Raw genomic sequence first — 13,666 nt, forward strand, 5'->3', positions numbered from 1 at the left:
ATTTAATTTCCAAGCTGTAATTGATTTTTAACCAACTCAAAATAATTTCCTCTCTGCTCTACAAGAGTAGTATGATTTCCTATTTCGATAATTTTTCCTTTGTCTAAAACTACAATCTGATCAGCATTCATTACTGTACTTAATCGGTGTGCAATAACCACAACGGTTTTATCTTTAAAAAAAAGATTCAGTTTATGCATAATTTCTTTTTCATTATTCGCATCAAGTGCCGAAGTAGCTTCATCAAAAAACAACATTTCGGGATTTTTGTAAACCGCTCTTGCAATAAGAAGTCTTTGTTTTTGTCCTGTACTCATTCCTATTCCTTCAGAACCAATCATAGTATTAAAACCCAAAGGCTGTTCATTAATGTAACTCATTATATTAGCCACATCTGCAGCATACAGCAGTCTTTTTTTATCAATCCTGTCTTCACCAATTGCAATATTGTTTGCGATTGTATCATTAAAAATAAAGCCTTCCTGCATAACAGCGCCAATACAGCCGCGCCACGCTTTTTGCGCTATCATTGAAAGAGATGTTGAATAAAAGGCATTTTCACTTTGAGCCGCAAGAATTATCTCTCCTTTATCCGGCTCGTAAAACTTGAGCAGCAGTTTCATTAAAGTTGTTTTACCGCTGCCGCTTGTTCCTACTATAGCCGTAATTTTATTGGCTGGTATGGTAAGATTTAAATCTTTAAGAACAGGGGTGTCTGATCCTGTGTAACGAAAAGACAAATTATTAATAATCATATCAAAATCTTTTGGAACATCATGAGTCTGATGCTGTTCCTGCTCAACCTCGTCTTCTCTTTGGTGTATTTCAGATAAGCGCCCCATCGATATTTTAGCATCCTGAAATTCTCTCACAAAATCAACCAGCTGCGTTATCGGGCCGTTTAAGCTTCCAACAATTGAACTAATTGCGAGCATCATACCTAGTGTAATGGAACCGTCAATAACCAGTTTTGCCGAGAAGAAAATTATAATTATGTTTTTTAATTCATTAATAAAGTTTGAACCTACGGTTTGTGTCTGTTCTAATATTAATGCTTTCATAGAAACTCTAAAAAGTCTTGCCTGTATATATTCCCAGCCCCAACGTTTTTGTTTTTCGGCATTATGAAGCTTTATTTCCTGCATACCGTTTACAAGCTCAATAACTTTACTCTGCTCGTTGCTTATTTCTGCAAAACGTTTATAATCGAGAACTTCTCTTTTTTTAAGAAAAAGTGCCATCCAAAGAAAATAAAAGAAACTCCCAAGAAAAAACACTACAAAAATCTGGATATTATAATACGCCAAAACGCATCCCATGATTACCATATTAATCGTAGAAAACAAAACATTAAGTGACGAAGTGGTTAATATACGCTCTATTCTGTGATGATCATTAATACGCTGCAGAATATCTCCAGTCATTCTTACATCAAAAAATGAAATGGGAAGATTCATTAATTTAATAAAGAAATCTGAAATAAGCGAGATGTTTATTCGGGTAGAAAGATGCAGCAGTATCCAGCTGCGGATAAGATCTAAAGCTGATTTTCCAAAAAACAGAAATAACTGCGCAAAAAGAATTAAATAAATAAAATGAATACTTCTGTTTTGTACACCAATATCTATAATACTCTGCGTAAGAAAAGGAAAAATAAGCTGCAAAAAACTCCCCGCTATTAAGCCAATAACCAGCTGTACAACAAAAGACTTATAAGGCAGTATGTATTTGGCTAACAAAGAAAATCCAACTGTATTTTTTTCTTCCGCATCAAATTCACTTTGATAAAATTTTGGAGTAGGTTCTAAAAATAAAGCAATTCCCTCTGATGTTGTTTCATTGGCTTTTCTCCCAATCCAATTTTTTACAAAATCTTCTTTAGAATATTTCACCAAACCAATCGCCGGGTCAGAAACGTAGTAAAAATTATTTTTAATATTATACAGTACAACATAGTGGCAGTTATCCCAAAACAAGATACAAGGCAGAGGCATTTCATCAAGTCTTTTTAAATTTAACTTAATACCTATAGACCTAAACCCTATTTTTTCGACAGCATCACTTAATGATAATAAATTACTCCCGCCTCGATTTGTCTCACTGTAATCACGAAGTTCCTGAATATTAACAGTTTTTCCATAATATTTTGCAATCATTTTAATGCAGGTTGGCCCGCAGTCTTTAGACTCTTCCTGTTTAAAATTCGGAAACTTTTTTAAATTTTTCATTTATTTCTACACTTATCTTGAATGATAAATTTTGGTTTTACTTAAATAATATTTGTTTGGAATTTTTCTCTGTGTTTTCTCAGGTATATAATCCTTTTTAAACCAAAACAAATGATACATTATTCCTTCAAATTGATTTTTATAGTAAATCCGTCCATTATCAAAAGTTATTCTGCCGGTTAATCCTTCCAGAAGAATAAAATCAAAATGAGCTTCAATCTCTTTTTCCTGTTCGGCTTTTTTAATAAGATGCGTAAAACTTTCAACCTCTGTTTGTAAATCAAATATTGACATTCCGGCTGTCAACGCATCCCAGGCAAAACTGCATTCGTCAAAACAAAAATGTTTTGATTCAGAAAATACCTTCTTATAATCTTTACTTCTCATAAAAAAAGTATTCATTACTTCATTATTTCTGTATAAAGCAAAACATCCCGTTGTGTAATCATGTCTCACACTGATAAAATCAAACTTATCGAGCATTTCGTCTGTTATAAAATCCCTGACATTTCCATAAATAATATCCAAATCGCTCTGGCCCCAAAAATCATAACCTTTAATAATTTCCGGAAAAAAGAAACCATACGCAGGTTTAAAATCACAAAGCTTGTAAGGGTCGTCAATATTTACAGTAAATCCCAATTTTGCAGAAGCATTGGCAATTATCTCGGCTTTTGTTTTATATATAATGATAACATTATCCGGTTTTCCGGGTATAAAGTCAGTATTGTCTGTTATAATATAAAAATCCACAGTTGGATTAAATGTACAGGAGTGTATAAAATAGGGAAAATACCACGGATATTTTCCATACCAGCAGGTTAGTACAGCTATTGATTTCATTTTGTCAATATTTAAAATTCGTCTTCGATGAAATCCTTTATAAAAAATGGCAAAGTCTTTCTATCATACATTTTTGGATATTCATATCCGTTTATAAGAATAGCCGGCGTGAAATTAAAATCGTTTTCTTCGCACCATTTGTATTGAAAATCAAATATTGAATCAAATTCTGATGTTATATTTCTAGGAAATCTTTCAAGCCATACTGTTAGGTTCGTATTTTCAAACCATGCCTGCAGTGCTGTCAAAAAGCTTTTTTCGCCTTCATTCATATAAATATTGATCAGACTTCTAAATAATTTTACAGAATGCTCGTTTTCGCGTTCCAGGTCTGCTTTTAAAACAAGTTCTATTTGTACATCATCTGAATATTTTTCCAGAATAGTTTCTATTACAGTATGTGCATCTTTGCAATAACCACAGAAAGGATTTGAGATAAGAACAATTTTTGTTGAACTTTCTCTGTTGCCAAATAACAGCGGACTTTGCAGCATCTCTGTTTTTTCTTTTGCGAGCAGAGAATTTCTAAAAACATCATAATTTTTTTCAAATCGAATGGCTTTTAGCTGATATTCTTTTAATTCTTTTTGTTTGATAAGTATTTCTTTAAGCGAAATCCAAATGGTTACAACAGTCAGAACAACCAATGAAAAAACAATTATGGAAACAGGAGAAAAAGCCAAAACAGTATTCTCAAATACAAACAAATAAGTTAACTCCAGCAGTACAACGCTCATTATAGTGAGACAAATTGGACACCATTTTTTTTCTACCATTTTTTGAAAGTACAAAGACAACAATAAAATAGGCAGTGCCCCTAAAAGCAGGACTTTTTGTATTGAAAAATAGGTTGCTGTGTCACCCAGAAGCAGTAAAGAAAAAAAGCCTGTTAATTGAGAAACAAAGAAAACTACACTTAAATCACTAAAATTTATGATTTCAAAAATTTTCCATTTATCAGAATTTACAACCGTCGAACAGCTTGTTGACGAAGCCATATTGCAAAAACTATTCAGCAGTTTTATTTTTGTTCCAAATAAATCCTTAAGCGCTGCAATAGAAAACAAAATTCCCATAGCAGGAAAAACAAAAAATAGTTTAGTTATCAGATTACTTGGCGTATAAAACAAATAAGAAGAAAACAAAACAAAACACAAGACTGGTAACAGCCAGCTAAAACTTTTTTTAGAAGCTGTTGGCAATACTTCATTTTCTGGTTTTTCTAATAACAAAATAAATCCGCTCCATACTTCGGGTGTAAGCGTATACTCATCAGTTGTATTACTTACTTTTTTATAAATATAGTTTTCTCCTTTTTTTTCTATAAAACAAAGCTGCTGCCCGCCCAGATTTAAGAGTGCGACGAAATGATCCGGTAAAGCATCAATTTCTGCATAATCAACCTGAAGAACACCATTTTTAATATTAAAAAAACTTAAAGTATCAACCACAGATAATAAAGTTGGGTAATCCGGATGTGACTGTATCTGAAAATCAAATTCAGATTTATCAATAACTATATTTTCTTTTTCCAAATATTGAAAAAGGTAATTAAAATCTTCATTCATAAAATTTTATATTTCTGTGTGGCAAGGAATATTTAACAGCATTTTGCCCAGTAATTACCTGGCATCTTTATATTAAATAAGCTATAAGCAAAATTTTGAAATAGTGCTTATAGCTTAAAAAATTATCAATTAGTAAGCATTCAAAAATTCTTGACTTGTTTAAGTATAATTTAAAAACACTTTACTAAATATTAACTTTAGAAGTTAACGATCACTTATTATCTAGGACAAGCATCCCAGCATTCTTGTACACTGCTTTTACATCCATTATAATTACCATTACAGTAGCAAGGAAAAGTTCCAGAAGGACATCCGCTTCCTGCCATAATTGTTTTCATTTCGTTTCTTGATAATTTTCCCTGTGCGTTAGCAAGGCTCATTTTTTGAGTTTTCATAATCTGATTTTTTTGTTATTGTTAATAATAATGTTTAAAAAATGTAGTATTGAAAATTAAGAAACGACTCTGCGCACAAATCATTAGAAAATTAACAGTTGTTACATTTTTTCCAAAATTGAAATTTAAATATTTCTCCTACAATGCTTTTTCAAGCATAAAATATGCTTATTCTGACATATTTGTTGTCAATATTAAATTTTTAATGGTGTTTGATGTGTTTTTGTAGTGCTTTTTATCTTATATATCCTACGATTTTTTTTCTTCGATAAAATAAAATTTTCTAAGTTTCCACTCTCTTAAAGTCAGAAAAAACATAGAAAAATACCCTGATTTTAAGAGAAACCCAAAAAACAAAATATCAAACAATAACCACTATGATTAAACAAAAACTAATTACTAAACGAATTGAGAAAAATAAAACGCAGGAAGAAATTGCGCATCTTTTAGGAATGACACAATCTCAGTACAGCCGCAGAGAATCTGGAATAACTAAAATTACCAAAAGTGAATGGGACAGTCTTGCAAAAATTTTGGGAACAAATATGGAAGCAATTTATGAACCTGAAGACGGCATATACATTCTAAACAATGAAAAAAACACTAGTAATACAAACAGCCAAAATACTGACTACAATAACTTTACACTTGATGTAATGAAAAAATATATTGAAAAATTAGAGTATGAAAACAGATATCTAAAATCACAGCTTGAAAAATTCTCATTATAATGTTAAAATAAATCAAGATTTTTAAATTTAAAGCATAATTAGTCCTTTAGTAAGCATAAGCAATTCTAGAAAAAAGCCTGTAAACAAATAAGTCTACAGGCTTTTTTTTATGAATCATCAAATCAAAAACTTTTAAATTGGTATGATTATCAAAGTATAAATTAATTATTGTGTTTTTTTTAGATTCAATACTCTGCATTTTAAATTAAGTGTGTTTTTTATACTTAAAAACTATCACAACAAACCCCAAAAGCGGACTATTTTACCCCTAGTTTTTCATCATTTTTCTCTAACTTAGCAGAGTCAATCTTAAATAGTAAGATTAAAACAAATCTTGTTTTTCTGCAAAGAACTGATTGAAAAAGCATTACTGATTTTTTTCTTACTTTTTCCAGAAAAACATTCTTTAATAATTTTAGTTAATTGAAAACTATGAGCAAATTTGATTTTGGAATTGTAGGACTCGGTGTAATGGGCCGTAACTTACTTTTAAATATCGCCAGCCACAACTTTGCGGCTGCAGGTTTAGACTTAGATACCGAAAAAGTCAACTCTCTTCAACAAGAAGCTGACGCCGCCCACACAATTGAAGCGACAACAGATGTAAAACATTTCGTAGAGCTTATTCAACAACCTAGAGCGATTATGCTTTTAGTTCCTGCCGGAAAACCGGTCGACAGCGCTATAGCCAGTTTATTACCACATTTAGACAAAGGTGACATCATAATCGATGGCGGAAACACTTATTTTACAGATACTGACAGAAGATTTATAGAATTATCTGAAAAAGGTATTCATTTCTTCGGAATGGGAATTTCAGGCGGAGAAAAAGGCGCAAGATTCGGTCCTGCTATGATGCCGGGCGGTGATCAAAAAGCATACGAAAGACTTCGTCCTATTTTTGAGGCTATTGCTGCAAAAGTAGACGGCGAACCTTGTGTAGAATATTTAGGAAACGGTTCTGCAGGAAACTATGTAAAAATGGTTCATAACGGAATCGAATACGGAATTATGCAGTTAATTTCTGAGATTTATGATCTTATGAAAAGAGGTTATAACTTAGACGATGAAACGATTCAGAAAACTTTTGAAGAATGGAATCAAACTGATGACCTAAGATCGTATCTGATTGAAATTACCGGAAAAATTTTAAAACAAAAAGACGAAGACGGAAGCCTTCTTATCAATAAAATTTCAGATTGGGCAAAATCTAAAGGAACAGGAAAATGGACTTCTCAAAACGCAATGGATTTACAGGTTCCGGTTCCAACTATCGACGCCGCTGTTATAATGCGCGATATGTCTAAAACAAAACCTGAAAGAATTGAAGCTGCAAAAAACTTAGTTTGGAATACTCCTGAAAGCAATGTAAATACCAGCGAAGCAATTGCTGCTTTAAAATCGGCATTATACCTTTCTATTGTTGTAACGTATGCTCAGGGATTAGCTCAGCTACATACTGCTTCTAAAGAATACAATTACGGATTAAACCTGGAAACTGTTGCTAAAATCTGGCGCGGAGGCTGTATCATTCGTGCAACTATTCTGGAAGATTTCAGAAAAGCGTATGTCGCAAAATCTGATTTACCAAACTTACTTTTAGATTCTGGAATCGCTTCAAAATTAACCGAAAACCAAGCAGGAATGAGAGCTGTAATTCAGTTTGCCGTTCAAAAAGGATTACCTGCTGCTGGTTTGATGAATTCGTTAGCTTATTTTGACTCTTACAGATCTGCAAATCTGCCTACAAATTTAATTCAGGCACAGCGCGATTTCTTTGGGGCTCATACATACGAACGCATCGACAAAGAAGGTGTTTTCCACACACAATGGGCTGAATAAGCAACTTAAAAAAGCAACACAACTACACACAATGACTAAAAATAAACTTAAAAATCCAACAATCATTGTCATTTTTGGAGGAACCGGAGACTTAGCAAAAAGAAAGCTCTTTCCCGCATTTCAAAATCTGTATCTTGACGGACGTATGTCTGAAAAATTCCAGATTATTGCACTTGGAAGAGCAGAAAAAACCAATGAAGATTTCCGCAGTTATGTTTTAGAAAATTTAGAAAATTTTTCAAGAAAAAAAGGCAAGTCAGATCCTGAAACAGAAAAATTTCTGTCACACATAACATATCACAGCCTTGATATTGATAAAGAAGAATCTTATCTAAGTTTGAATGAAAAGATAAATGGTTTTGATGAAGCGTTTGGAGAACGTGCCAATCGTCTTTTCTATCTTTCTATAACACCTTCTTTTATTTCTACTATTTCCAGCAATATCAAGAAAATTGGTCTTGCTGCAAACCCTAAGCAGGATCGTATTATTATTGAGAAACCATTTGGTTATGATAAAACTTCGGCAATTGAGCTGAACGAAATGCTTTCGCAGACTTTTAAAGAAGAACAGATATACAGAATCGATCATTATTTAGGTAAAGAAACAGTTCAGAACATTCTGGCTTTCCGATTTGGAAATTCAATGTTCGAACCTTTATGGAGCCGTAATTTTATTGACTTTGTTCAGATTACAGTAGCAGAAGAAGTGGGTGTAGAAGAACGAGGCGGTTTTTATGAAGGCGTTGGTGCATTAAAAGATATGATTCAAAATCACCTGCTTCAAATATTATGTATGACGGCAATGGAAGCACCAGCTTCATTAAGTGCCGATGATATTCGTAACCGTAAAGCCGATGTTTTAAAATCTATACGACGCATTAAACCAGAAGAAGTAGATCATTATATAGTAAGAGGTCAGTACGATGCCGGTACTATAAAAGGAAAACCTGTTCCCGGATATCGTCAGGATAAAGGAATCGCTCCAGATTCTAATACTGAAACGTATGTGGCAATGAAGATCTATCTGGATAACTGGAGATGGCAGGGAATTCCGTTTTACCTTCGTACAGGAAAAAGAATGGAAGAAAAACAATCATCCATTATAATTCAGTTTAAACCAGTTCCGCATTCTTCATTTTCTTATGGAAAAGAAGGCATGACACCAAACCGACTGATTATTAACATTCAGCCGGCAATGGATATTAAACTGCAGTTTATGACCAAAAAACCAGGTCTGTCACTTTCTTTAAGACCGGCAGAAATGATATTTGATTATTTTTCTTGTTCTACCATGTCGCCGGAAGCTTATGAAACCTTAATTGCAGACGCTTTATTGGGCGATCCTACCCTATTTATGCGCTGGGATCAGGTAGAAGAAGCATGGGATGCAATCGACACTATCCAGCAGGTATGGAAAACTACAGCTCCTGTAAATTTCCCGAATTACAAAGCCGGAAGCTGGGGACCAGAAGAAGCTGATGAACTATTGGCACGTCAGGGACACAAATGGATTCCGAATACACAAACAAAAGAAGAACTTTTAGATGATACAGATATATAATACTACAGAAGAAATTAATACTGCAGCAGCAGATCTTTTTACAACAGCAGCACAAGATGCCATTGCTAAAAGAGGAAAATTTACAGCTGTTCTTACAGGAGGTTCTTCTCCTGCAGGAATTTACAAACTGCTGGCTTCTGATGCATACAAAAACAAAATAGACTGGAGTAAAGTCTATATATTTTGGGGCGACGAACGCTGGGTGTCGCTAAATGATGATTTGAGCAACGCAAAAATGTCTTATGCAGCATTATTAAGCCACGTTCCTATTCCGTCTGAAAATATTTTTGAAATGTACAAAGACGGTGTAACACCAGAAGATTATGCAGTTACATACGAACAATCAATTCGAAAAATTTTAGGAGAAGAAGGAAAATTTGACTTTATCTTTTTAGGAATGGGAGATGACGGACACACGGCTTCTCTTTTTCCAGGTGAAGCAGTATTAAACGAACAAAACAAGTGGGTTGATGCCTATTTTCTGGCACCGCAGAACATGCACCGCATTACGCTTACTGCTCCATTAATTAACAAAGCCGAAAAGATTATTGTAGTAACTTTTGGAGAGAAAAAAGCACATGCTTTAAAAGAAGTAACAAAAGGAGAATACAATCCTTCACTTTACCCTACGCAGCTGATTAAACCTGTCTCTGGAGAATTAGTATTTCTCGTAGATAAAAGTGCTGCAGGAACAAATTAAAATACCAGAAAGTCCGAAAATGTTTTTCGGACTTTTTTTATGCTTTATCTTCATCCTTTATTTTCGTATTTGATTAAATCTGGAGTTATCTGCTAATCGTAAAGCTTTAGCATTCAAAATTCAAACTCCTCATACGTAATATCTTATAGTTTTTTACCTTTAAAAACAGTCAAGTTCAGGCAAAGATTACAAATATGTCGTATTTGACCATGCAAAAGCCCTTTTATCGTTTATTTTTGCCAGCCTATCTTATTATAAAACTTTAAAATTTAATTGAAAAGAATGCGTTAAAAAATTAAGTAACAAACCCCAAATCAAAACAAAACCACATGAAAAAAAACTTTTATTATTTTTTACTTACGCTCTCGGCAGGTATCCTATTAAGCTCCTGCAGCGACGACAATGAAGACGGCAAATACAAACCTGCTTATCTGCCTTCTATCGATGCAAGTGCCTTACCTGACGGAAACAAACCTATGACAATGTTTGAAGATGACGAAAATTCATCTAAAATGTACGACAATAAAGACCGCTGGTTTCGTGTCAATCAGCCTATGCAGGTAATTCAAAAAGGAAAAGATTCTGTACAGATTTCCCTTTATTCGCCTGTTGGCTTAACCGACGTAAAAGTCTACGCAAAACTGCCGAATTATGACAAACGATTTGTACTTTTTCATTTTTCTAAAGTTCCGGCTTTTCACAGATCTTTTCATAAAATTCCGTTGACGGAAGGCAAAAATGATTATGAACTCGAAAAAGGAAATACGGTAACTATTGATAAAATCGAAGGGTTTTCATCTGGTGCAATCGAGTTTTCTGTTGAATCGAGCGATCCTTTATTCCAGAAATTCAAAAAAATAAAATCGGCAAGATTGGTTCAGTTCAGCGATCAATATCACAAAAACGAATATGGAAAATACCTGCCAATGAATCCTGTTCTGGCAAAAGAAGCGATAACGATGATTATCAATTTCTCGTATGCAATCAGTCATCCTATGTATTACGATACTTTCATGAATTTTGACCGATACAAAAAAGAACAGGCAGAAACTGCAGGCACAGCAATAAACGGTGCTTTAAACTGGCACGGAAATGCCGATGATGCTGACGGTGTTTATGATTATTTAACTAAAGTTCAAATTGAACAGGCATACGGAACTTATATTGACAGCCGAACTTTGAATATGGCAATGGTGGGCGGAGATTCTGCCTGGGGAGGCGGACCTTTGGCTTCACAATGGGAATCTGGTTATGTAACCGGCCACTGGGTTGGCGAAATGTCGGTTTGGTCACACGAATACTCACATCACAGCGGCTATAACCACAGCAGTAATTTAGCAAACAGCGGCGAAGGCGGTGGACAGCAGGAAATGCTTACTCATTTTTATAAATATTTAATTTATTTAAATGATCTTCCGTTTACAGATCCTGATATTTTAAAAGGATATACAAAAACAAGCTATCTATCTGGAAGCTACAAAAAACCTGTGTTTACAATTAGTCAAAAAAATCCATTTTTATTAAAATATAAAGGAGAAGGAAAATGGAACTAAACAATATAATCAAGATGAACAAACTGCCATTTTTACTACTATTGCTTTGTTTTTTTACAAGCTGCAGTAAAGACAACGACATAGAAGCCATAAACTACGATTACTACTACCCTACCGAAAGCGCCGAAATTACCGCTAAACAAATTGGCGATGGTACGGGAACATTAGATCCAAAAGGAATCGCAATCTCTAAAGAAAAACTGTATGTATGCAACGGCAGTACTTTAGAAGTATTTGATGCTTTAACTCTGGCACATTTAAAAACAATTTCCAATTATACTAAAGGAAGCAACACTATACCATTGACTTTATTAACATCGATAAGTATTGATAACGGCCGAATTTATTTAGGAAGCGAAGAATCAAGACTTTTTGTTTTGGATGAAGCTACCGGTTTAGGAATCAACACAGTTGGAAACGGACAATGGTGGCAGACTTTTGTTCATGTTTTTGGTGTTGTGGTAAAAGACGGATTGGTGTTTGTAAAAGAAAAAGAAAAAAGCATCAAAGTGTTTGAAACTTCTCAAATTACCGAAACAAGTAATTGGAACTTAACTCCAATCGCCAAACTAAATACATTAAACGGATGGACAGAAGCTTACTCTATGGATGTACAATCTGGAAATCTAATTGTTGCAGGAAGAGATGCTAAAAGTTATTTGTACTATGATATTGCCAATATTAAAGCAAATGCTGCAAACTCTTTAACAACTCCAATTGAACCTTCAACAGCTCCGTTTGCCAACAACAAACCTATTTCTGTAACTTTCAGTAATGATTTTGCTGTAACTTCAGAAAATTCAGGAAGCACAAATTATGTGCGTTTGTATTCAAAAGAAGCTTTTATGAATAAAAATTATAAAGCTGTAATGAGTGCATCTGATATTTTAGGACAGAATCCTTTTGGGGTTATTGTAGGCAATGCACAACTGGACGATCGTATTTTCTTATCTGATAATACCAATAAAAAAATCAGAATCATCAAACTCAATAAATCTACAATTGCTGAACAGAAAAACTAATCAATTTTAGAAATTCAGGATTTATAAAAAACAAAAGGGAAGACATAAAAATCTTCCCTTTCTTTATTTACAGCATTCTAAAAATAGTTTCTATATGTTTTCGGTCTTAAGCTTTGCCAGTTTTTCTTTTCGTTTATCAGTTAAATATTTTCTCAGCGGAATATCATAAACCACCATTACCAAATAAGCAAATCCAACAAGCAGAATCACTCCAGATATAACAACAAATGTCAATTTTGTCGTATCTGGTTTATAATTCGTATAATAATTTCCGAACATCCATAAAGCTGCATAATGTGTCATGTATAACGGATAAGATATATTGCCAGAGAAAACACAAACCTTTTTCAATCCCGGATTTAAAACCGATCCGGCTCCTAAAGATACCAGCAGAGGAAAATAAAACAATACAATTAAAGGTTCTGTTATCCAGTTCATTGCAGAAGAAGGCATCATAAAAGCTAATAACAGTAATACAGACAAACCCGCAAATCCAAGTTTGTTTTTAATAATCCAGTTTGAACGGTAAATAAGTAATCCAGCTAAAAATGAATACGATATTCTGGCGAATCCATCCCAAAAAGTCGGACCGCTCCAGCCTCCTAATAAATTCCCCGAATTATAACCGACATAACAAATCGCTGCTGCAGCAATTATAGTCAAGATTAAAAGGTAACTGCGTGCTATTCTGTAAAGCACAAAAGCGTAGACAATATTTGCAATATATTCCCAAAATAACGACCAGGCCGGCGCATTGAAACTGAACAAATTAAAACCTCGATCTGCAATTACAGGCAAAGGAATCATAAATAAGGAACAGATAAAAGTTAAAATAATTTTACCTGTGCTGTACAATTCAAGATTGCCTCCAAACGGATCGAACAAAAAAGCCAGTAAACCTAATACAGATCCTGCCGCAACAAGCGGATGAAGTCTTATAATTCGGGATATAAAAAAATTCCGAAGTCCCATTTTTGCAATACGATCGTCATAAGCATAACCAATTACAAATCCTGAAAGACAGAAAAAGAAATCGACAGCCAAAAAACCATGCCCGATAAAATTCTTGCTTGGGTCTGTAAAAATCCATTCCATAAAATGGAAAATAACTACTGCCAGTGCTGCTACGCCTCGCAGTCCGTCTAGAATTTCAAAATGTTGTTTGGTTTGTAAAATAGGAATTGAAGAATTGTTTGCAGTCATTACTAAGGTTTATGCGAAAT

At 33.9% G+C, this 13,666-nt stretch carries 11 protein-coding genes; 6 read left to right on the forward strand and 5 right to left on the reverse strand.

All coding sequences use genetic code 11. The features are described 5' to 3' along the window. Positions 1-2: 2 nt before the first annotated feature. The 4 genes from PQ462_RS17625 to PQ462_RS17640 all read right to left on the reverse strand — a co-directional run bounded on the left by PQ462_RS17625 (position 3) and on the right by PQ462_RS17640 (position 5,034). Positions 3-2,228 carry a peptidase domain-containing ABC transporter gene (locus tag PQ462_RS17625; RefSeq protein ID WP_274250986.1) on the reverse strand — a complete coding sequence of 742 codons (2,226 nt, stop codon included), beginning with the start codon at positions 2,226-2,228 and terminating at the stop codon, positions 3-5. A gap of 12 nt (positions 2,229-2,240) precedes the next feature. Then, a complete protein-coding gene (locus PQ462_RS17630; protein WP_274250987.1) occupies positions 2,241-3,071 on the reverse strand; it encodes a DUF6625 family protein in 831 nt (276 codons plus the stop codon). A gap of 11 nt (positions 3,072-3,082) precedes the next feature. Then, complete coding sequence (locus PQ462_RS17635) at positions 3,083-4,639, reverse strand: vitamin K epoxide reductase family protein (protein ID WP_274250988.1); 1,557 nt, start codon at positions 4,637-4,639, stop codon at positions 3,083-3,085. A gap of 218 nt (positions 4,640-4,857) precedes the next feature. Then, positions 4,858-5,034, reverse strand: a complete 177-nt coding sequence (locus PQ462_RS17640; RefSeq protein WP_274250989.1) for a hypothetical protein — start codon at positions 5,032-5,034, stop codon at positions 4,858-4,860. Between the two features lie 377 nt (positions 5,035-5,411). Between PQ462_RS17640 and PQ462_RS17645 the strand changes: the two genes are divergently transcribed. From PQ462_RS17645 to PQ462_RS17670, 6 genes are all read left to right on the forward strand, one after another. Continuing rightward, complete coding sequence (locus PQ462_RS17645; protein WP_012026763.1) at positions 5,412-5,765, forward strand: helix-turn-helix transcriptional regulator; 354 nt, start codon at positions 5,412-5,414, stop codon at positions 5,763-5,765. Between the two features lie 432 nt (positions 5,766-6,197). Continuing rightward, entirely contained in the window at positions 6,198-7,607 is a 1,410-nt protein-coding gene (gene gndA, locus PQ462_RS17650) for an NADP-dependent phosphogluconate dehydrogenase (RefSeq protein ID WP_012026764.1), read from the forward strand. A 31-nt stretch (positions 7,608-7,638) separates the two neighbouring features. Continuing rightward, the gene (zwf, locus tag PQ462_RS17655; RefSeq protein ID WP_274250990.1) at positions 7,639-9,168 is read left to right on the forward strand and encodes a glucose-6-phosphate dehydrogenase; all 1,530 of its coding nucleotides are present in this window, start codon (positions 7,639-7,641) and stop codon (positions 9,166-9,168) included. Beyond that, a complete protein-coding gene (gene pgl / locus PQ462_RS17660) occupies positions 9,152-9,868 on the forward strand; it encodes a 6-phosphogluconolactonase (RefSeq protein ID WP_274250991.1) in 717 nt (238 codons plus the stop codon). The genes zwf and pgl overlap by 17 nt, the downstream gene beginning before the upstream one ends. 329 nt (positions 9,869-10,197) lie before the next feature. Continuing rightward, positions 10,198-11,421: a hypothetical protein gene (locus PQ462_RS17665; protein ID WP_274250992.1), complete on the forward strand. Its 1,224-nt coding sequence runs from the start codon at positions 10,198-10,200 to the stop codon at positions 11,419-11,421. Continuing rightward, positions 11,412-12,443: a hypothetical protein gene (locus PQ462_RS17670; protein ID WP_274250993.1), complete on the forward strand. Its 1,032-nt coding sequence runs from the start codon at positions 11,412-11,414 to the stop codon at positions 12,441-12,443. Before PQ462_RS17665 ends, PQ462_RS17670 begins: the two co-directional genes overlap by 10 nt. A 90-nt stretch (positions 12,444-12,533) precedes the next feature. On the opposite strand, the gene PQ462_RS17675 is transcribed toward PQ462_RS17670, so the two are convergent. Next, positions 12,534-13,646, reverse strand: coding sequence for an acyltransferase family protein (locus tag PQ462_RS17675; RefSeq protein ID WP_274250994.1), 1,113 nt, complete (start codon positions 13,644-13,646; stop codon positions 12,534-12,536). Positions 13,647-13,666 lie beyond the last annotated feature (20 nt).

Source organism: Flavobacterium sp. KACC 22758 (assembly GCF_028736135.1).
Lineage (GTDB): Bacteria > Bacteroidota > Bacteroidia > Flavobacteriales > Flavobacteriaceae > Flavobacterium > Flavobacterium johnsoniae.